The following is a 22,171-nucleotide window of genomic DNA, read 5'->3' on the forward strand; positions in this document are numbered from 1 at the left end:
TTAGTTGTTTTATATCTACTAAATCACAATAAATTATTAAATAACATACAATAAAAAGAATAATATTTTTGGGGAATTTTATGAAAAATAATGATATGGTATTAAAAATAAAGGATTATATTGAAGAAAATTATGAAATAGAAGTAGATAATTTAGAAAAAGTTAAAAATAGTTATAAGGTAATATCAAAAGATAAAGGTTATTCTATAAAAATTATAAAGTATAATTTTGAACACTTTTATTTTATTTTGTCTGCAATTAAACATCTACAGCAAAATAAATTTAGTAAGATTCCTGAATTTATTAGGACTAAAAATGGTAAAGAATATATTAGTTTAGATGGAAAATATGCATATTTAACAGAATGGATACCATCTAGAGTAAGCAATTATGACAATCCATTTGAACTGGCTAAGGTGTCTAATAAATTAGCAGAATTACATGAGTGTAGTAAGAATTTCACAATAAATGATAAGATGCAACCTAGGATAGGTTGGTTTTCTTGGGAAGATGTATTTAAAACAAGATCTAATGAAATATTAGATTTTAAAAATAGGATAAGTCAAAAGGCTAATAAGTCAGATTTTGATTTATTATATTTAAAAAATATAGATAAAGAATTAAAAAGAGCAGAAAAAAGTATTGAAGGTTTAAAAAGAAATAATTATATGGAGATAATGAAGAAAGAAGTATTTAAATCAGGATTTTGTCATCATGATTATGCAAATCACAATATTTTAATTGATAACAATAATGAAATTAATATAATTGATTTTGATTATTGTATACTAGATTCTCATTTACATGATTTATCATCTCTTTGTATAAGAAGTATGAAATATGGAAAATGGGAAGATAAAAAAGCAGATTTAATATTAAAAAATTATGAGGATATAATTGAATTGAAAAAAGAAGAAATTCCATTAATGAGAGAATTTATTAGATTTCCACAATGCTTCTGGCAGTTAGGAATACAAGTATATTGGGAACAACAATCTTGGGGAGAAGAATTTTTTATTAATAAATTAAATAAATACTTAGACGATTGTTATGAAAGAGAAGCATTTATAGAGGATTACTTCAAAGGAGGAGATTAAAATAGAAGAATTAGATATAATGCAATATTTAAATAGTAAGGGAATAGATGTTGCGGGGAAGTATTTTGAATATGATAAAAATATAACCAATAAAAAAGCTATAGATCAAGTAAAAACAATGGTTAATCTCCAAAAAATTTTATTAGGATATAATAATGAATCTTTGATTAGAATTAAGAGTACTATAGGAAAAGAAATTGAGAGTTATAAGGTTCAAATAAGAAGATTACAAAGAGATTATGAGAATATAATGAATAGAGGAATAGAGAATGATTTTGAAAAATTAATTATTTCAGATGGTAGAAGATTATTAAACCAAGCAAATGATGTAATAAATTATATATACTCTCATAATTATTTTGGAATTATAGAAAGAAGCATGAATAGAGAAGAATTATGTATTGGAAGGAGTGATCAAGGAAATTTAAGATTTAATGGAAATATTCAAATAGGAAGTCTGAAGTATATGTCATATAACTTAGTAGAAGAAGATTTATATAAATATATAAAAAGAATTAAAAGAAAAAATAATTGTATAGATGAAGAAAAATTGATAAAAGTTTTTGTATATGAATCACATTTATCTAATTACAGTATAAATTATTTGAGAGCATTGTGTAGTTTTCCAAGAGATACTTTAAAAATATGGGAAAAGTATAGAGTCAATAAAAAGTTAAAAACATATGAAGAATTTTCAAAACAATTTAAAAATAGTATAGATTATGAAAGTAAAATATTTATCTGATAGTGAATATATACAATATTTTTATTTTTACTAAGCAAGAATGCTAGAAGATACAATAATGGAGTTGTTTCTTTATTTGTAGGGAGGATGTAAATGAATAGGATTAGATATGCTGAGAGGAATTCTCTATGTGATTACGATTTGAGTTTTGAATTTTTTAATGAATTAGGAATTAACATAAACGATATAAGTCCAGTAAGAAATGTATTTATAATATACACCGATAATGGTAATAAAATTTTAAAAAAAGTAGACTGTAATGAAAAAAAATTAACTTTAATTAATGAATCGTTAAATTATATAAAAGATAAGTATAATAATATAATAACTTATAGTGAGTTTGAAAATGGTTCGATATATAAGAAGTGGAAAGATAAAACTTATGTTGTAATGGACTTATTAGACGGAAGAGAAGCATGTTTTACAAACCCTTTAGAGATAAAATTATGTGCTAAGAATATTGCATTAATGCATAAGGCTTCTAGTGGTATTAGAGAAGAATTAATAAAAAAGTTAAATGAAGATTTTTTAGATGAATCATTGGAGTGGAAATTTGAGAAGGCATATGATGAACTTAGCTTTTTAAAAGAACTAGTAAGTAAATATAAATATAAGAACGAATTTGATGATTTATTTATTAATAATGTTGATAAATATTTGCAAGATATTATAGTTGTTAAAGAATTGCTTTCAAAAAGCAAATATACTGATTTGAGAAAAAATGGACAAACCATATCATTATGTCATAATGATTTGGCATATCATAACTTCTTAATAAAAAAAGAGGATGTAAGTATAATAGACTTTGATTTTTTAACTATAGATTTAAGAATAATGGATATAGCAGATTTTATATTAAAATCTATAAAAAATTCTGCATTTGATATTGATAAGATGTTATTAGCAATAAATTCTTATGAAGAAGTTTTACCTTTGATGGAAGAAGAAAAGGAAATATTATATATACTATTATATTTTCCTAGAGATTTTTATAATATATCAAGAGATTATTATTACAAGAGAAAGAAATGGGATTATGAAGTTTATTTAAATAGATTTAATTCAAAATTAAATAATGAGCAATTTAGAAAAGATTTTATAGAAGAATATAAAAGTTATGTTTTATCAGAATGTTGATATATGTACAATCATAGTGGACGGAGCAATTAAAATAAAAACAACTAAAAGCTGCCTCAAAATTACTTGAGACAGCTTTTTAAGTGCATATGTTTAAAAATATTATTGATATTGTAAGAAAGTTTTTATGTAATATAAATTCAAAGTTAAGAAATGAATATTACATAAACTTAATTACAATATCAACCTTTATTAGACATGCCAATTTACTTTCGTGAAATTTTATTTTCAAATAATATTGATTTATAAGCATTTATAGTTTCATAAGCAGTTTTATTCCATGAGAATTTAGAACTTCTCTTTAAACTTTTATTAACCATAGTTAATTTTAAAACACTGTTTTCTAGCACTCTTTGGATGTCATAAGACAATTCATCTATATTATGAGGATCTATTAATAGAGCAGACTCATAACATACCTCTGGAAGAGATGTAACATTAGATACTATAACAGGTGTACCACAAGCCATACACTCTAACGGAGGAAGTCCAAATCCTTCATAAAATGATGGATAAACTAAAACTTCAGTTGCATTGTAAAATACAGGCATATCTTCAAGAGGAATAAAACCAGTGAATATTACATTAGATGATACTCCTAATTTTTCAGCACGTTCTTTATATCTAAAATATGATTGACCTTTCTTTCCTACAATAACAAGCTTAGTTTTTTCCATTGTGCTATAAGGAAGTTTAGAGTATGCATCAATTAATCCTAATATGTTTTTTCGTGGACTAAATCCACCTACATAAAGAATAAAATTATCATCTATATTGTATTTTTCACTAATTATTTTTTTGCATTGACATTTACTTAATGGTCTATAAATTTCTTCCGCTGCAAGAGGAGTAACATATATATTTTCTTTTGGAAAATTAAATTCGTTAGCTATATCGTTTTTAGAAAACTCAGAGACCGTAATTATACCTTGGCAATTTTCTAATATACTAGGTAATTCATCATTAAAAATTCTAAGATATCTATCACTAACTGTTTCTGGCATTCTAAGTGGAATAATATCATGTAATGTAATTACTTTTTTACAATTAATATTTTTAGAAATTCCAATTCCATTTTGAGGTACATGATAAATTTCCATATCTGAGTTATTTAAAATATTAGGAACTTTAATTTCATCCCAGAAGTTATCATAATCATCGCTTGATTCTACATTTTGTATTGAAAAGTTAGCGTTTAGATTATTTAGAGAATCACACTTTGGCATAAATATTAAATAATCATTAGTGTTATCGATAGTATTTAAGCTTCTAATTAATTCATGAGTATATGTGCCAATACCAGTGCCTCTATACCATTTCGCAGCTCTGCCATCTATTCCTATTCGCATTATTTAATCCTTTCAAAGAATTTATATTAATTTATTATATTAAAAGAATATAAAAAATGTTAATAAAAGAAGTAATATGCACATATAAATTATAAAGGAGGTGAGCACTATGATGAGGGAATTTGAAATAGAAAGACAGTTCGATATTAAGATAGAAACAATTAAGGCTAATAAGGGTGTTTACTATCTTAAGACTAACAAGGGAGAACGATGTTTAAAGAGGATAAATTATGGGCCTCAAAAATTATTATTTGTATATGGTGCAAAAGAACATTTAATAAAGAATGGTTTTGGTTATTTAGATAGATATTATTTAAATGTTAATGATGAACCATATGCACTAGTAAATGAGGATTTATATACTTTATCTGAATGGTTAGAAGGCAGAGAGTGCGATTTTAGAAATATTGATGAGGTGAAAATAGCAGCGCAAACTCTTGCATATATGCATGAAGCATCTAAGGGATATGATCCACCAGAAAATTCAAAATTAAAGAGTGATTTAGGAAGATGGCCTCATTTAATGGAAAAGAGAACAAAATCTTTAGACAAAATGAAAGATATTATAAGAAAAAGAAATATAAAAAATGATTTTGATATGATATATCTAAAATCAGTAGAATTCTACAGGGAATTAGGCAAACAAGCCTTGCAAACATTAAAGGAATCAAATTACTATGAATTGTGTATGGTTGCAGAACAAGAAAAGACATTCTGTCATCATGATTTTACTTATCATAATATAATTATAGATAGTAATGAAAAGTCACATATAATAGATTTTGACTATTGCAAGAGAGAAGTTAGAACTTTTGATATAAGTAATTTTATGATAAAAGTTTTAAAAAGAGTAGATTGGAATATTGATTTTGCTAAAGCTATTATTGAATCATATAATTCAGTGTCTAAACTTAGAGATGATGAATATAAAGTCTTATATGCATACTTACAATTTCCACAAAGATATTGGAGATTGGCAAATAGGTATTATTACAATGAAGTTAATTGGGGGCAAAATACATTTACTAATAAGCTAAGTTCAATAATAGAAGAAAAAGATAAATTCTTATCATTCTTAAATGAATTTAAAAAAGAGTATACTATTGAGTAATGAATGTGATAGGAAAAAGTCCTATTAGTATAAGTTGTTCTTATATTAATAGGACTTATTTTATTGTCAATTGCCTATTGAAGTGTGGCGTAGGTACTTTGCTTTAATTTTACCACATAAGAAACTTTTAATTTTACCATCATAATATGAATTATACTAATATATTTAGGAGCAAAAATGGATATAGGAGATATTGTGGTAAGAAAGTCTTATGATAAAGATGTTACATTTAAAATAATAGATATTAGAAATGAAAATGGGAAAAATGTATTTATTTTAAAGGGAATAAGTATAAGAATTATAGCTGACTCTTCAGAAGAAGACTTAGAAGAAGTTAATGATAAATTCATGGCTTCACAAGATAAAATTTTAAATACAAGAGTAAATGATGCAATAAAAAAAGCATTATCTGTAAGAACTGATTTTAGGGAAAAAGCAAATAAAGCACCAAAGATAAAACCTGATAATGAATTGATGTTTGGTAGACCAGGAAAAATACTACATGTAGATGGTGATAGCGATTATATGGAGACTTGTTTGAAAGTATACAAGCAGTTATCACTAGATGCAGTTGGAAGGTGTGTTCCTGAGAGTAAACAACCTGGTATTATAGTTGATTTGGTAAGAGAAATAAAACCAGATATAGTAGTTCTAACAGGTCATGATGGAGTATTAAAAGACTCCAGAAATTATTTGGATTTAAATAATTATAGAAATTCTAAATATTACTTAGAATCTATTAAAGCATTAAGGGATTACAATTCTAGTTATGATGAATTGGTTATATTTGCAGGAGCATGTCAAAGTTGTTATGAATGTATGCTTGATGCAGGAGCTAATTTTGCCTCATCTCCAAGTAGAGTTTTAATTCATTGCTTAGATCCGGTTTTTGTTTGTGAAAAAATAGCCTATACAAGAATAGATGAAGTAGTTTCTATTAAAGATGTTATAGAGAATACAATAACAGGTATAAAGGGGATAGGAGGACTACAAACAAGAGGTAAATATAGAGAAGGTTATCCTAAATCACCATTCGTTTAGAAATAATTTATAAAAAATGAATAAAATAAGACCTAAACCTGAATAATAAGACCAAGAAGAGAAAATTTAAATGTAGAATTCAATATATTTACATTGACAAAACCTATAGATAAATGATAAAATATAAATTTTACTTGACAAAAACCTCTTTTCAGTGTATAATTTTGAATTAGAAAGAGGGTGTTTAAATGGAAACAATAAAAACAATTTCCTCAATAAAAAAAGACATAGAAAAGCATGTAGGTGATAAAGTAACCTTAAGAGCTAATGGAGGAAGAAAAAAGATTCTAGTTAATGATGGAGTAATTGACAGCGTATATGATAGCATATTTGTAATAAAACTAAAGACTGACACCCCAAGGACTGTGACATATAGTTACTCAGATGTATTAACAAAGACTGTACAATTGGTATTTCCGCAATCAATATAAACTTCGATTTAATCGAAGTTTTTTTCATTTAAAATTACAGAATTTTTGAACTGTGATGCATTATAGAAAAAGCATTTTTCATATAAAAAAGGTAATAAATTTATTTAAAGGCATAAAAAAAGAAAGATGGTGGGTTTCCATCTTTCAACTATGGTATAAAAGGGTATTGAGAATTTATGAGAGGTTATATGGTCAATAACCAATTACAATAATACGACAAAATATAATATATGTCAACATATTTATCGATAAAAATCACAAAAAAATTTTTTACGACAAATAATTTAAAAATTCTGAAATTAATTGGTAAATATAATTTAGAAAAAAGTATATTATTTATTCATAAAATCGTAGTAATGATTATATAAATAATAGTAGAAATTCTATAGGAGGGATATGTTATGTCACAAATAGATGCAATAAAAGAAAGTATAGGTTTTGAACAACTAATAAAAGAGAGTAATTCAGATTGTGTTTTAAAAGAAGAATATTTAATTCCAGATACTCATCCAGATGTTCAAGAAATATTAACTGTTGAAGCTAGACCTGTAATAGTTAGTAAGGAATTTGTTGGTGATAAAATTGCTTTAGAAGGAATGGTTGAATATACAGTTTTGTATTTAGCTAGAGAAGAGGGGATGGTTGTAAACTCTGTTAGCTATACAGAAAAATTTAGTAGCAATATTGATTTGAACCAAGAAGAACATAAAATCGTTTGTGAATTAGAATGTAAAGTGGAACATATTGAAGCTACTATAATGAATGAAAGAAAAATATCTATCCAAGGTGTTTTTGAAATATATTGGGAGATGTATAAGAGTAGTGAATTTGAATTTGTTAAAGATATAGAAGGAACAGATGATATAGAAATTTTAAAAAAGACTGAAAAAATTAATAGAATTAGTGCAAATGAAGAAGTTGAATTAGTTGGAAAATCTAATATTAGAGTGGGAATGGACAAACCTCAAATAAGTAAAATCTTAAAATGTTCATTATTACTTCATAAAAAAGAAATAAAAATATTGGAAGATAAAGTATATCTAAGTTGCTATTGTAAATTAAACATTCTTTATAAAGGCGATGAATCTAAAGAAATAATATCTATTGAAGATGATGTTTATTTATCAAAAGAAGAGGAAGTAAAAGGCGTTAATTCAGATATGATGTATTCTGTGTCATATAATATTCAAAATAATGATTTGATGCTAGAAGAAGACGACTTAGGAGAAGTAAGAATAATAAATAATGAATTTATAGTGAAAGCAAATATAAAGGTATTTTCAAAAGAAAATGTTGATGTAATAAAAGATGCATATTGTCCTAATTTTCCAATAGAATTGAAAAAAGAAGAGTATGAATTAGGTGCTATACAAGGGACAAATAGTTCAGAAATTATTATTAAGGATAATATAGCATTAAATGAGAATAATTTAATACCAGAGCAAATAATCTGTTCTAATGGAACATTGTTAATATCTGACAAACAAGTTGAAAATGATAAGATTATTGTAGAAGGTGTTCTAAAAGTTGATGTGTTGTATAAAACAAGTGACCAAGATAAGTATTTAGCTAATGTAAAAGCAGATATACCATTTAATTCAATAATAGACATTCAAGGTGCTAAAAAAGGAATGAAGGCAATAATAAAATGCAATCTTGAGAGTTTAGAAGCAACTATAGAAGCAAATACAATAGCAATAAAGGCTTCTGCAATGTTGTATGCTAAGATATGCTATGAAGTTAAAAAACAATTTATATGTGATGTTATAGAGCAAGAAGGGGAAGTTCCAGAGAAAAAATCTAGTGTCACTATATATGTTGTAGGTGAAGATGATACTTTATGGGATCTTGCTAAAAAGTATAATACTACAGTAGACGATTTAATAAAAATAAATGATATAGAAGATCAAGATGATATCGAATGTGGTAAAAAACTTATAATTCCTGGAAGAGCTATATTCTAAAAATAATATTCATATTATAATATAAAGTTTATGGGATAGAAGTAAATAAAATTAAACTTATGTTTATCAATATATTGAAATATAAACAATATATTGAAATGTAGATTGAAATAATAGAAAAAGGCTTCATTATTGTGCATAATGGAGCCTTTTTCTTTTTTTTTGAATAATTATTTTTTTGATGGAAACAATATCTAATGCACATGATATGAGGTGATAAAGTTTGAATGAAAATTTAAATGGAAATCTGATAATAATTGGAGGAGGAGAAGACAAAGAAGGGAAGAAAGAAATTTTAAAAAGAGTATGTGCTTCAATAGATAAAGATAAGGATGTTTTATTAATTGCAACCATTGCTACAGAATTTCCTAAAGAAGCAGCGATTAAATATAAAAAAGCTTTTGGAGAATTAAAAGTTAAAAATATAAGAGTATTAGATATTAGTGAAAGAATGGATTCTTTTAATGAGGAAAATGTAGAACTTATTAAAAATTCATCTTTAATATTTTTTACAGGTGGAGATCAATTAAGGATAACCAGCTTAATTGGAGGAAGTCCTATATATTCAGCTTTAAAAGAAGCCTTTAAAAAAGGAATATTTATTGTGGGAACATCAGCTGGAGCATCAGTTATGAGCGATACAATGATAGTTGAAGGATCAGATGAACAATCTCCAAGGAAATGTACTTTAAAAATGGCTCCCGGTCTAGGACTTATAAAGGATGTTATAATTGACCAACATTTTGCTCAAAGAGGAAGAATTGGTAGATTATTAACTGGTATAGCAGAAAATCCAGAAGTATTAGGTATAGGAATAGATGAAAATACAGCAATAATAGTTAATCAAGAAGGAAAAATAGAAGTAATAGGTGAAGGTGCTGTATATTTTATTGATGGAAGTGAAATCACATATACAAATGTCTCAGAACTTTATGGAGAAGACATTTTAAGCATGTATAATGTTAAATTACATATTTTAACTAATAGTAAAAAATTTGATCTTATAAAAAAGTTACCTTTTGAGGAGGATAAGTTAAGTAATGAAAGTAGTACAGGAAAGGATATATGAAGGAAAAAACATATATTCTCATAAAAAATGCATAAGAATAGATGTAGATTTACAGGGATATTGTGAAACTCCAAGTAAAGATATACCTAATTTTAATTTTAATTTGTTAAAGCTTGTACCAGAATTGCATACACATAGATGTGGTATAGATGAAGATGGTGGGTTTGTTACAAGACTTAAAGAAGGCACTTACTTAGCACATATATGTGAACATATAACAATTGCATTACAAAATAGATTAGGAATAGAAGTAGCTTATGGAAAAGCTAGAGAAATACAAGGAGATAGATATTATATAATTTTTCAATATGAATATGCTAAAACAGCTATGGAATGCCTTAGATTATCTGTTGATTTAATAAATGCTCTTATAATTCAATCTCCGATAAATTTTGAAGAGAGAATAAATTCAATAAAAGAAATATTAAATTCAGAGGAAATAGGGCCTAGTACAAATGCTATTTGCAAAGCTGCAAAACAATATAATATGCCTATAACTCAGTTAGGCAATAGTGGTTTTTATCAAATTGGATATGGAAAAAAAGGAAAAGTAATAGAAGCTGCTATATCTGAAAAAACAACCTGTGTTGCAGTAGATATTTCTTGTGATAAGCTTTTAACAAAACAATTACTAGAAAATCAAAATATACCAGTAGCATTAGGTGGAAAAGTTTATAATATAATTGATTTATTAAAATGTGCTGAAAAAATTGGATACCCGGTAGTTCTAAAGCCTCAATATGGTAGTAAAGGAAATGGAATATATTTAAACATAAAAAATGAAAATGAATTAATTAAATCATATAATAATTTGAAAAATAAGTTCAAAGATATATTAATTGAAAAATATGTTAAAGGAAATGATTATAGAGTTTGTGTAGTTGATTATAAAGTTGTGGCAGTATCATTAAGAATACCACCTTTTGTAATAGGAAATGGAAAGGACACTTTAAAAGAACTTATAGAAAATATTAATAAAGATCCTTTAAGAGGTGAGGATCATGAAAAACCTTTAACTAAAATAAAAATAGATGATCAATTAATTTCATATATAAATAAAAATAATGTATCACTTAGCTATATACCTAAAGATAATGAAAGAGTATTTTTAAGAGAAAATGCTAATATTTCTACAGGGGGCATAGCTATTGATTGTACAGATGATATATGTGAAGAAAATATAAATCATTGTATAAATGCAGCCAAAGCATTGGGTCTAGATATATGTGGAATAGATTTATGTGTAGATAATATATCTTGTGATATAGCTAAAAGTAATGGTGTTATTATGGAGGTTAATGCAGCACCAGGAATAAGAATGCATCATTTTCCGTCTAAAGGAATTGAAAGGAATGTTGGTAAAGCAATAATTAATATGATGTATGGTGAAGATCCTAAGAATATACCAATAGTATCTGTAACAGGAACAAATGGTAAAACAACAACTACTAGATTAATAAACCATGTATTAAGTCAAATGGGATATAGTGTAGGAATGACATCTACTGAAGGAATATATGTTAATAATAGATGTATCCATAAAGGTGATGATTCAGGGTTTAACAGTGCAAAAACAATATTATTAAATAGGGATGTTGATATAGCTGTATTAGAAACCGCAAGAGGCGGATTAATTAGAAAAGGATTAGCTTATGATATTGCAGATATTTCTGTGATAACTAATATAACTAATGATCACTTAGGTTTAGATGGTATTAATTCTATGGAAGAGTTAAGCTTTGTTAAATCATTAGTTGGAGAAGCAGTAAAAGAAGATGGATTCACTATATTAAATGCTGATGATGAATGGAGCAAAACTATAATTAATAGAATTAAAGCCAATAAAATATTTTTCTCAAAGTATGCTGATAATGAATTAATACAAAAAAATATAAGTTATGGTGGAATATCTGTCTTTATAGAAAATGATAATATAGTTGTAGTAAATAATCATAAAAGATATTTAATATGTTCTATAAATGACGTACCGCTTTCTTATAATGGTTTATTAAAATATAATTTAGAAAATATAATGGCTGCATGTGGAGCTTTAGTAGGCCTTAATGTAGATTATTGTATGATTTCAAAAGGTATAATGAACTTTGATTTAAATAGTAATAATGGAAGATTTAATATTTATGAAATAGAAGATAGAAAAATAATATTAGATTATGGTCACAATATAGAAGGATATAAAGCGGTACTATCATCTTTATCTAAAATCAAAGGAGATAAAGATTTAATTGGGGTAATAGGAATTCCTGGTGATAGATGTGATGATATAGCTATAGAAATAGGCGAAATATGTTCTGAAATTTTAGATAAAATAATAATAAAAGAAGATAAAGATAGAAGAGGAAGAAGTGAAGGAGAAATTGCTTCACTAATAAAAAATGGTGTGTTAAGGAAAAATAGAAATGCTAAAATACATGTATGTTTAGATGAAACAAAAGCTTTAGAAAAGGCATTAATGATAAGTAAAAAAGGCGATACAATAGTAGTGTTTTTTGAAGATTTAGAATCAATTGTAAAATATATAAATAATAAAAATTCCAATAATTCCTTGGATTTAAAGTTATCTAATTTATAAAAGAAATATTTTATTCTTAATTAGACAGGATTTTTTCCCTATGTTAGAATGTTACTAAGGCATTTGAAAGAACATAAGTATTCAGAAATTTTAGTTTGATATTTTTTTATTTTACTTAAATAACTGAATAGAAATTATTTTCTTTAAAGTGCCTAAAGTACTTAGAAGGGGCAAAGAAAAATGAATATTAAGGCTTATGCAAAAATAAATATTTCCTTAGATGTAATTGGCAAGAGAGAAGATGGGTATCATTTATTAAAAATGATAATGCAAAACATAGATTTATATGATATAGTTCAAGTTGAAAAGATTCCGAGTGGAATAAGCCTGAAATGTAATAAGTCTTATGTGCCTACAGATGAAAGAAATTTAGCATATAAAGCGGCTAATTTATTTAAAGAAACTTATAATATAAAAAGTGGGATTTGTATAAATATAGAAAAAAATATACCTGTTTCAGCAGGATTGGCAGGTGGAAGTACTGATGCAGCTGCGGTTTTGAAAATTATGAATAAAATGTTTAATATAAATGCATCTCAGCAGGAATTAATGAATTTAGGATTAAATTTGGGTGCAGATGTACCGTATTGTATTTGTGGTGGTACTGCATTATGTGAAGGAATTGGAGAAAAAGTTACTAAATTAAAACCATTTAGAAATAAAATTTTAGTTGTGGTAAAACCTCCATTTGGAGTATCAACTAAAGAGGTTTATAAGGCTTTTGATTTATCAAAGGTTATTTTTCACCCTAAAACAAATGAATTAATATCAAATATTAAAAAAAATAATATTGATTTTATAGCAAATAATATGAAAAATTTACTTGAAAATGTTACTTTAGGTAGATATAAGATTATCTCTACAATAAAAGAGGAAATCAATACATGTGGAGCTTTAGGAAGCATGATGAGTGGAAGTGGTCCAACTGTATTTGGTTTCTTTGATGACATGTTAAAAGCCCAAAAGTGTTATGAAAAGATGAAAGAAAAATATGTAGATGTATTTATAACTAGAACAATTTAAAAATAAATTGAATAAAAATCCCTATATTTGGAAAATATTTCAAGTATAGGAGTGTGAAATTATGAAAAGAGTATTAAGTTGCTTAGTGATTATAATTATTTTTTCTACATTAATTGTAGGATGTACAAGTTCTAATAAGGTAAATAATAATGGTTCTGAAGAGTTAAATTATGAAGAAGTAAAGAATTCTTTAATAAGATTTCATGTTATAGCAAACAGTGATACAAATGAAGATCAAAGTTTAAAATTAAAAGTTAGAGATGAGGTTATAAATTACTTATACCCTTATTTAAATAAATCTGATTCTCTTGAAGAGTCTAGAGAAATAATAAAAAATAATGTTGAAGAAGTAAGATCAATTGCAAAAAAAGTAATTAAAGAAAATAATTATGCTTATGATGTAAATATTGAATTATCTAGAGAAAATTTTCCGGAAAAATCTTATGGAAATATAGTATTGCCACAAGGAAATTATGAAGCTTTTAGAATTATAATAGGAAGTGGACAAGGAAGAAATTGGTGGTGTGTTATGTTCCCACCATTATGTTTTGTAGATGAGTCAAAAGCAAAAATTGAATACGAAAAAACTCAAAATAAAATAAAAGAAGAAATTAACAAAAAGGATTCAAAAGATAATATAAAAATTAAATTTAAAGTAGTGGAAGTAATAGATAATTTATTCAAATATCAATAAACATTACTTTATAAATAGGAGGATTAATATATGGCAAAAGCATTAGCTATGATATCAGGAGGACTTGATAGCATATTAGCAGCAAAGTTAATAAAAGAACAAGGTATAGAAGTTATAGGGATTTGTTTTAAATCATATTTCTTTAATGAAGAAAATGCGAAGAGAATGACAGAGCAAATAGGTATAAAGCTAGAAGTTATAGATTTTTCAGAAGAGCATTTTGATTTGGTACGAAATCCTAAACATGGTTGGGGAAAAAATATGAACCCATGTATTGATTGTCACTCAATGATGATGAATTATTCAGGAAAGTTATTAGAAAAGTTTAATGCTGACTTCATAATTACAGGTGAAGTTTTAAATCAGCGCCCAATGTCTCAAAATAGACAAGCTCTGAATATAGTAAAGAAAGAATCTGGGTATTCAGATAAAATACTACGTCCTTTATGTGCTCAAAATTTAAATCCTACTCAAATGGAAATTGATGGTTTAGTAGATAGAGAAAAATTACTAAAAATATCTGGTAGAAGTAGAGCTATTCAAATGGAATTAGCTGAAAGTTGGGGTATAAAGGATTATCCATCACCAGCAGGTGGATGTAAATTAACAGAACCTAATTATTCTATTAGACTTAGAGAATTAGTAAATAGAAAATTTGATGTTACACAAAGAGAAATTAATCTTTTAAAATATGGAAGACATTTTGTTACTCCTAATAATGTTAAAATTATAGTTTCTAGAACAGCAGAGGAAGGGGAAGAGTTTAAGAAATTATTAATAAAAGAAGATTTAGTATTTCTTACATCTAAATTTAATGGTGCAATGGTTATAATTCCAGAAGGTAATAATCCAACGGAAGAAGATTTGACTTTGGCTTGTAGATTTGCAGTTAGATATAGTAAAGGAAAAGATGAAAAATCTGTAGAAGTTAAATATGGAAATGTATCTACTGAATTTAATAAATTTAAAAATGTAGATTCTGTTACTCAAAAAGAATTAGAAGATTATAATTTAAACAAATAATAATATAAAGTTATTTACATAATAGTATGATTGAATATCATATCATATTAAGAGGGAGACGAGTATGAAAAAGAAGGCTATTATAACGGTTAAAAGCAATGCTTCTATGGATGATAATAAGCTAATAGAAGTTATATCACCTGGCGAATTTTATATAGATGATAATGAATTTAGAGTTGAATATGATGAAACTGAGATATCAGGAATGGAAGGAACCAAAACAATAATTTTTATTAGAGATAATTCATTCATATTAGAAAGAAAAGGATCAACTACAACTAAGATGGACTTTAAAAAAAGAATGAAATCAACATCTTTATATAAAACACCATATGGAATTCTTAAATTGAATGTAGATACTAAAAATTTAGATATAGATGTGAATGAAAATGGTGGAACTATTGATGTTAAGTATTCTATGGGGATAGAAGGTCAAGTAGCTATGAATACTAATTTGGTAGTTGATATAAAGGTAAATGATAAATAAATATTAAATGTTTTTATAAAAAAAGATAATCTATACAAGGGTTATCTTTTTTATTTTTTATTGTTTTAAAATCTATATATTGAATTAATATGAAATTTATGGAAACAATTTAAATAAGGAGGTGATATTTGTGATAAGTAAAATGAAATATATAAATATACTTAATGGACTTTGTGAATACTACGGTATTGGAGAACAAGACTTAATAGAATTATTAAAAGAAAGAGAAAATAAATACTTATTATTATTGCTTTTGAAAAATTACAGTTGCTTAGAACAAGAAAATGCTAAAGAGATATTAAGAGTAAAATCCTCCCAAAGTGTTAATAATAATTTGAAGTCAGCTGAGGAAAAGTTATTGATTAATAGAGATTTTAGAAAAAAATATTTTGAAATTCAAGACAATATAGATAGAATAGAAAAAATATAAAAAAAAGTCTAGTCATGAATTTAATTGTGTGTTATTATAATATCTATGTTGTTGCAATGCAATTATTACAGCACAAATAACCCCATTATGTAATTAGTGGGGTAATTTCAATTATATCACTAATTAATTATATAATCAATAGGAAAAATGAAAAAATAATAAATTTCTCATAGGGAGGATAAATATGAGCACTAAATACGTTTTTGTTACAGGTGGAGTTGTATCTGCATTAGGTAAAGGAATAACAGCTGCATCATTAGGTAGATTATTAAAAAACAGAGGTCTAAATATATCAATTCAAAAATTTGATCCATATTTAAATGTAGACCCAGGAACAATGAGTCCTTACCAACATGGGGAAGTTTTCGTAACAGATGATGGAGCAGAAACAGACTTAGATTTAGGTCATTATGAAAGATTCGTTGATGAAAGTTTAACTCAAAATTCAAATGTTACAACTGGTAAGATATATAGTTCTGTTATAGAAAAAGAAAGAAGAGGAGAATACTTAGGTGGAACAGTTCAAGTTATTCCTCATATAACAAATGCTATAAAAGATAAAGTATATCAAGTAGCAAAAGAAAGAAACATAGATGTAGTAATTACAGAAATAGGCGGAACAGTTGGAGATATTGAATCCCAACCATTCTTGGAATCTATTAGACAAATAAAGAGTGAAGTAGGAGCCGAAAATGTTTGTTATATTCATGTTACATTAGTACCATACTTGGGAAAAGCTGGAGAATTAAAAACAAAACCTACTCAACATTCAGTAAAAGAATTGAGAACTATAGGTATACAACCTGATATTATAGTTTGCAGAACAGAAAAAGAACTTAGTGATGATATAAAAGCTAAAATAGGATTATTTTGTAATATAGATGGAAATTCAGTGATTCAAAACTTAGATGCGGATAATCTTTATGAAGTACCATTAATGTTACATGAAGAAGGATTAGATAATTTAGTTTGTGAAAAACTTCATTTAGGATGTAGAGACATAGACAATTATGAATGGACTAAAATGGTTGAAAAGATTAAAGGTCTTAAAGAAAAAATAGAAATTGCATTAGTTGGTAAATATGTAGAATTACATGATGCATACATATCAGTAGTTGAATCATTAAATCATGGTGGATATGCGAATAATACAAAAGTAGAAATTAGATGGGTTAATGCAGAAGAACTAGAACAAGGAGATGTAAGTGCAGTTTTAGGCGGTGTTGACGGAATATTAGTTCCAGGTGGATTTGGTGATAGAGGAATAGAAGGTAAAATATCAGCTATAAAATATGCTAGAGAAAATAATATACCTTTTCTTGGAATCTGTTTAGGAATGCAATGTGCTGTTATAGAATACGCTAGAAATGTGTTAGGATATGATGGAGCAAATAGTTCAGAAATAAATCCATGTACTAAATATCCAGTAATAGATCTTATGAATGATCAAAAAGATATTGAAAATCTTGGTGGAACTATGAGATTAGGTCAATATCCTTGTAAATTAGATATAGAAAGTAATTCATATAAAGTTTATAATTCTGAACTTATAAGTGAAAGACATAGACATAGATATGAATTTAATAATAAATTTAGACAACAAATATCTGAATCAGGAATGAAAATAGCTGGAACTAGTCCTGATGGAAGATTAGTTGAAATTGTTGAAGTTACAAATCACCCATGGTATGTAGCTGTACAATTTCATCCGGAATTAAAATCTAGACCTAATAAACCACATCCTTTATTTACAGGATTTATTGAAGCAGCTATAAAGCAAAGATAAGATAAAAAAGAGTTTTCTTTTTTGAAAAAGAAAACTCTTTTTTATGTTAAAATAATTATATATTTACTAATATCTTAAAAGTAATTATAATATTAGTAATACTTTAAATATATAAATGCGATATAAATATGTTTAATGCAATATTTATTTGGATATAATAAGTTATAAGAGAATTTAAAAGTGTTATTTTATACATATCTTGATTTAGAATCTTAAAAGAATTCCCTAAGCTGATGTTAATTGAAATATAAATAATAAAATTTTAAGTATGCATTTTTATTAATGAGAAATTTAAATTAGTTTATAAGAAGCTAATGAATAAAATTATTATGATTTTTATCGCAATAATTTATTTGTTAATTTAAAATTGGAGGTGCTGGCTTGACAAAGCAAGTATATGAAAGCATGACTTTAGTTGAATTAAAGGATGTTGCAAAAAAATTAGAAATAAAGAATATATCAAAATATAAAAAGAATGAACTGATAGATGAAATATTAAAAAAATCACCTAATACAGTAGAAAAAGAAGGTGTTATTTTAAGAGAAAAAATATCTTCAAAAGTAAGAAATGATAATAAGTTTATTAGTAATAATGTTACTAATAATAACACTACTTTTACTAATAATGCTTCAAATAATAGTAGTAATAATAGTAATTTTAATAATAATAGTAATAGTTTTAATAATAATACAGATAATAAGACTGGTATCAAAAGTAATGAGGAAAATCCAGCATTAAAACAAGAAAAATTAAATAACATGATAAGCGAATCTAACAGTGCTAAGGGGATTTTAGAGATACTAGAAAATAATAATTTTGGTTTTTTAAGATGTAAAAATTATTTAACTAGTAGTGAAGATATTTATGTTTCACCTTCTCAAATTAGAAGATTTAATTTAAGAACAGGTGATGAAGTACAAGGTAAAGTAAGAGAAGCAAAAGAAGGAGAAAAATTTAAAGCTCTTTTATTTGTTGAAAAGGTAAATGGTGAACATCCTGAAAAGGCAATAGGAAGAAAATATTTTGAAACATTAACACCAATTTACCCTAAAGAAAGATTAAGACTTGAGACTTCTGATGAAAAGGATTTATCATCAAGGCTTATGGATATAATCTGCCCTATAGGTAAAGGGCAAAGAGGAATTATAGTGGCCCCACCTAAAGCGGGAAAAACAACTTTATTAAAAAAAGTAGCACAAAATATATCTACAAATTATCCTGATATAAAGCTAATAGTTCTTCTTATCGATGAAAGACCGGAAGAAGTTACAGATATGAAGAGATCTATAAATGGAGAAGTAATATATTCAACATTTGATGAAGAGCCTCAAAATCATGCTAAAGTGTCAAGAATAGTATTAGAAAGAGCTAAAAGAATGGTTGAACAAGGTAAAGATGTTGTGATACTTATGGATAGTATAACTAGATTATCAAGAGCGTACAACCTAACTATAACACCAACAGGCAGAACTTTATCAGGTGGATTAGATCCAGGAGCATTAATAATGCCTAAAAAGTTCTTTGGAGCTGCAAGAAATATTGAAGAGGGTGGAAGTTTAACCATTTTAGCAACAGCTCTTGTAGATACAGGATCTAGAATGGATGATATGATATTTGAAGAATTCAAGGGAACAGGAAATATGGAAGTTCATCTTGATAGAAAATTACAAGAGAGAAGAATATTCCCTGCAATTGATATTTATAAATCAGGAACTAGAAAAGAAGATCTAATATTCTCTAAAGAAGAACAAGAAGTAGCATATACAATAAGAAAAGTTATGTATAGAGATGGAAACATAGAAGATGTAACAGAAAATCTTATAGGTATGTTATCTAAAACTGCAGATAATAAAGAGTTTATAAATGTATTTAAGAAAGTAGAGTTTGAAAAAAGAAAGCAGAATAACAGATAAAAAATAATGTATTAAGTAAAAAATAAGTAGAAGTTTTAAAATTCTACTTATTTTTTATTTGTTAAATTTTCAGCTATATTTACAATTTCATCTACACTATAGTTAGATGACTGTAGCATTAATTTATTTTTTAAATTTTGCAATTCTATAGGATTATCAATTAAATGATTTACAGTATTATTTAATTGAGTTAAATCTTTTACGTAAAGAGAGTAACCGGATTTAACTAAAAAATCTGTATTTTCCATCTCTTGACCAGGAATTGCAAAAGGAATTATTAAAGGAATATTTTTCACAATAGATTCAGTTACGGTTAATCCGCCAGGTTTTGAAATTATTATATCGCAATAATCCATTAATGTAGGAATATCTTTTGTAAATCCTAAAATATGTAGTTTTTTATTGTTATAAGAATTATTAGAACAATAATCATATAATGATTTTTCTAATTTTTTATTTTTTCCACAAACTACTGTTATTCTTAATTTATGAGGATTTTTTAATAATTCTTTTAAAACTAATGAAATTGTATTTAATCCAAGACTTCCGCTCATTAATAATAAATTAAAATATTCATCATTTAAATTTTTAAGAGAACTATTTTTATTATAAAAAATCTTCTTAATAGGAATACCAATAGGATATATTATATCTGGATTTATTCCTTTATTTATTAAAGAGTGTTTTGTGTAGTTGCTTCCAGTAATATAAGCATCTACAGAATCACTTATATAAGTATAGTGTGCCTTAAAATCTGTAACTATTAATATATAAGGAATATTCAATCCTTGTTTTTTAAATGCTGTTACTATATTTATAGATAATGCATGAGTAGCCACTATTATGTCTGGTTTAGTATCATTTATTAATTTAAATAACTTCTTTTTAGTAAAGAAAAAAACTATTTTTAATAATTTATTAGTAAATTTGGTGTCTGTTAACTTATAAAATAATCCATAAAAATATGGAAGCTTACAAGCTAGAATTTCATATCCTTTTACAATTAAATCACTTAAAAATTTACTACCTTTATATAAGAAATCATATTTAACAGTTTCATATCCAGAGCTTTTAAATGTTGCTGATATAGAATCAGCAGCTTGATTATGACCTTGCCCCGTAGAAGTTGTTAAAATTAAAACTTTTTTCATTAAATTCCACTCATTTCTACTAAATTACATACAAGTAGTTTATCATGTTTAACATAATTTTTAAATATTATTTTATAGAGCTTTTAATTATATATGCATAAAAAGAAAATGGGAAAGACTAAGTCTTTCCCTCAACGTTCTATTTAGTATCAAGATTGAATCTTTTGTTGAATTTTTCAACTCTACCGCCAACGTCAACGATCTTTTGCTTACCAGTGAAGAATGGGTGGCATTTAGAGCATATTTCAACTTTAAGTTCTTCTTTAACAGAACCAGTTGTAAAAGTGTTTCCACATGCACACTTAACCACTGCGTCTGTGTGGTATTCTGGATGTATGCCTTGTTTCATATTTTTCACCTCTTCCAATAAGTTAACTTATTATTACTATTATTAAATAGCTATTAAATTATATCATAGCGTAATATGACGGTCAATACAAATTTATGGTAGTAAAAAGCTCTTTTTTACATATGTATTAAATGTTATAATCGATTAAGATAATTAAAAGAAGAGGAGTATTTAAGCATGAGCAAATTATATTTTAGGTATGGAGCAATGAATTCTGGAAAATCTACTCATTTAATGCAAGTGGCGTATAATTATGAAGAACGGGGAATGAATGTAGTTATTATAAAGCCATCTGTTGATAATAAAGGTGGAGATAAAATAGTATCTAGACTTGGTGTGGAAAAAAAAGTAGATATTATGATTTCAGAAAAAGATAATATTTTTGATTTAGTATCAGAATATATAAATCAAAAATCAAAAATTGATTGTCTATTAGTTGACGAAGTACAATTTATGAAATCAAATCAAATAGATCAGTTATTTAAGATTGCTGTTACATTAGATATTCCTATTATATGTTATGGATTAAGAACGGATTTTAAAATGAATGGATTTGAAGGTAGTACAAGATTATTATTATTAGCACATAGCATTGAAGAAATGAAGACAATATGTGCGTGTGGAAAAAAAGCTATATTAAATGGTAGAAAAATTAATGATAAATTTGTATTTCAAGGACAACAAGTGGCAATAGATGAAGAAAATGATGTTCATTATGAATCTTTATGTGGTGAATGTTATTACAAATATAAAAAGATTAATTGAAAAATAAATGATAAT

At 26.0% G+C, this 22,171-nt stretch carries 20 protein-coding genes; 17 read left to right on the forward strand and 3 right to left on the reverse strand.

The window, feature by feature from the left end:
* Nucleotides 1-80: 80 nt before the first annotated feature.
* The 3 genes from NG901_RS14905 (at nucleotide 81) to NG901_RS14915 (ending at nucleotide 2,979) form a co-directional block, all read left to right on the forward strand.
* Nucleotides 81-1,097, forward strand: coding sequence for a CotS family spore coat protein (locus NG901_RS14905; RefSeq protein WP_252216255.1), 1,017 nt, complete (start codon nucleotides 81-83; stop codon nucleotides 1,095-1,097).
* 19 nt (nucleotides 1,098-1,116) lie between these two features.
* Nucleotides 1,117-1,842 carry a spore coat protein gene (locus tag NG901_RS14910; RefSeq protein ID WP_252216258.1) on the forward strand — a complete coding sequence of 242 codons (726 nt, stop codon included), beginning with the start codon at nucleotides 1,117-1,119 and terminating at the stop codon, nucleotides 1,840-1,842.
* 93 nt (nucleotides 1,843-1,935) lie between these two features.
* Nucleotides 1,936-2,979 (forward strand): CotS family spore coat protein, encoded by a 1,044-nt coding sequence (locus NG901_RS14915; RefSeq protein ID WP_252216261.1) that lies wholly within the window; start codon nucleotides 1,936-1,938, stop codon nucleotides 2,977-2,979.
* 206 nt (nucleotides 2,980-3,185) lie between these two features.
* Here the strand turns inward: NG901_RS14915 and NG901_RS14920 are convergent, their stop codons facing one another.
* Nucleotides 3,186-4,328, reverse strand: coding sequence for a glycosyltransferase family 4 protein (locus tag NG901_RS14920; RefSeq protein ID WP_252216264.1), 1,143 nt, complete (start codon nucleotides 4,326-4,328; stop codon nucleotides 3,186-3,188).
* A gap of 109 nt (nucleotides 4,329-4,437) precedes the next feature.
* Between NG901_RS14920 and NG901_RS14925 the strand changes: the two genes are divergently transcribed.
* The 13 genes from NG901_RS14925 (at nucleotide 4,438) to rho (ending at nucleotide 19,891) form a co-directional block, all read left to right on the forward strand.
* On the forward strand, nucleotides 4,438-5,439 hold the full coding sequence (locus NG901_RS14925; RefSeq protein ID WP_252216266.1) for a CotS family spore coat protein: 1,002 nt from the start codon (nucleotides 4,438-4,440) through the stop codon (nucleotides 5,437-5,439).
* 177 nt (nucleotides 5,440-5,616) lie between these two features.
* Nucleotides 5,617-6,480 carry a sporulation peptidase YabG gene (gene yabG, locus NG901_RS14930; protein WP_252216273.1) on the forward strand — a complete coding sequence of 288 codons (864 nt, stop codon included), beginning with the start codon at nucleotides 5,617-5,619 and terminating at the stop codon, nucleotides 6,478-6,480.
* A gap of 188 nt (nucleotides 6,481-6,668) precedes the next feature.
* A complete protein-coding gene (locus NG901_RS14935) occupies nucleotides 6,669-6,911 on the forward strand; it encodes a Veg family protein (RefSeq protein ID WP_003369318.1) in 243 nt (80 codons plus the stop codon).
* Between the two features lie 401 nt (nucleotides 6,912-7,312).
* Nucleotides 7,313-8,875 carry a DUF3794 and LysM peptidoglycan-binding domain-containing protein gene (locus NG901_RS14940; protein WP_252216276.1) on the forward strand — a complete coding sequence of 521 codons (1,563 nt, stop codon included), beginning with the start codon at nucleotides 7,313-7,315 and terminating at the stop codon, nucleotides 8,873-8,875.
* Nucleotides 8,876-9,098: 223 nt separating this feature from the next.
* Entirely contained in the window at nucleotides 9,099-9,944 is an 846-nt protein-coding gene (locus NG901_RS14945) for a cyanophycinase (protein ID WP_252216279.1), read from the forward strand.
* Nucleotides 9,916-12,534 carry a cyanophycin synthetase gene (gene cphA, locus NG901_RS14950; RefSeq protein ID WP_252216284.1) on the forward strand — a complete coding sequence of 873 codons (2,619 nt, stop codon included), beginning with the start codon at nucleotides 9,916-9,918 and terminating at the stop codon, nucleotides 12,532-12,534. Before NG901_RS14945 ends, cphA begins: the two co-directional genes overlap by 29 nt.
* A 180-nt stretch (nucleotides 12,535-12,714) precedes the next feature.
* Nucleotides 12,715-13,557, forward strand: coding sequence for a 4-(cytidine 5'-diphospho)-2-C-methyl-D-erythritol kinase (ispE, locus tag NG901_RS14955; RefSeq protein WP_252216295.1), 843 nt, complete (start codon nucleotides 12,715-12,717; stop codon nucleotides 13,555-13,557).
* A gap of 61 nt (nucleotides 13,558-13,618) precedes the next feature.
* Entirely contained in the window at nucleotides 13,619-14,251 is a 633-nt protein-coding gene (spoIIR, locus tag NG901_RS14960) for a stage II sporulation protein R (RefSeq protein WP_252216302.1), read from the forward strand.
* A gap of 30 nt (nucleotides 14,252-14,281) precedes the next feature.
* On the forward strand, nucleotides 14,282-15,274 hold the full coding sequence (locus tag NG901_RS14965) for a tRNA 4-thiouridine(8) synthase ThiI (RefSeq protein WP_252216310.1): 993 nt from the start codon (nucleotides 14,282-14,284) through the stop codon (nucleotides 15,272-15,274).
* A gap of 64 nt (nucleotides 15,275-15,338) precedes the next feature.
* On the forward strand, nucleotides 15,339-15,761 hold the full coding sequence (locus NG901_RS14970; RefSeq protein WP_252216311.1) for a YwiB family protein: 423 nt from the start codon (nucleotides 15,339-15,341) through the stop codon (nucleotides 15,759-15,761).
* Between the two features lie 130 nt (nucleotides 15,762-15,891).
* Nucleotides 15,892-16,191, forward strand: a complete 300-nt coding sequence (locus NG901_RS14975; RefSeq protein WP_252216313.1) for a hypothetical protein — start codon at nucleotides 15,892-15,894, stop codon at nucleotides 16,189-16,191.
* A gap of 184 nt (nucleotides 16,192-16,375) precedes the next feature.
* A complete protein-coding gene (gene pyrG / locus NG901_RS14980) occupies nucleotides 16,376-17,977 on the forward strand; it encodes a CTP synthase (protein WP_252216314.1) in 1,602 nt (533 codons plus the stop codon).
* 381 nt (nucleotides 17,978-18,358) lie between these two features.
* Nucleotides 18,359-19,891, forward strand: a complete 1,533-nt coding sequence (rho, locus tag NG901_RS14985; protein WP_252216315.1) for a transcription termination factor Rho — start codon at nucleotides 18,359-18,361, stop codon at nucleotides 19,889-19,891.
* Between the two features lie 47 nt (nucleotides 19,892-19,938).
* On the opposite strand, the gene NG901_RS14990 is transcribed toward rho, so the two are convergent.
* Both NG901_RS14990 and rpmE read right to left on the reverse strand, forming a co-directional pair.
* Nucleotides 19,939-21,042 carry an MGDG synthase family glycosyltransferase gene (locus tag NG901_RS14990; protein ID WP_252216316.1) on the reverse strand — a complete coding sequence of 368 codons (1,104 nt, stop codon included), beginning with the start codon at nucleotides 21,040-21,042 and terminating at the stop codon, nucleotides 19,939-19,941.
* Nucleotides 21,043-21,181: 139 nt separating this feature from the next.
* Nucleotides 21,182-21,391 (reverse strand): 50S ribosomal protein L31, encoded by a 210-nt coding sequence (rpmE, locus tag NG901_RS14995; protein WP_252216317.1) that lies wholly within the window; start codon nucleotides 21,389-21,391, stop codon nucleotides 21,182-21,184.
* Nucleotides 21,392-21,568: 177 nt separating this feature from the next.
* On the opposite strand from rpmE, the gene NG901_RS15000 reads away from it, so the two are divergent.
* The gene (locus NG901_RS15000) at nucleotides 21,569-22,156 is read left to right on the forward strand and encodes a thymidine kinase (protein WP_252216319.1); all 588 of its coding nucleotides are present in this window, start codon (nucleotides 21,569-21,571) and stop codon (nucleotides 22,154-22,156) included.
* Nucleotides 22,157-22,171 lie beyond the last annotated feature (15 nt).

It is taken from the genome of Clostridium sp. CMCC3677 (assembly GCF_023845585.1).
In the GTDB taxonomy this organism is placed as follows: Bacteria; Bacillota; Clostridia; order Clostridiales; family Clostridiaceae; genus Clostridium; species Clostridium aquiflavi.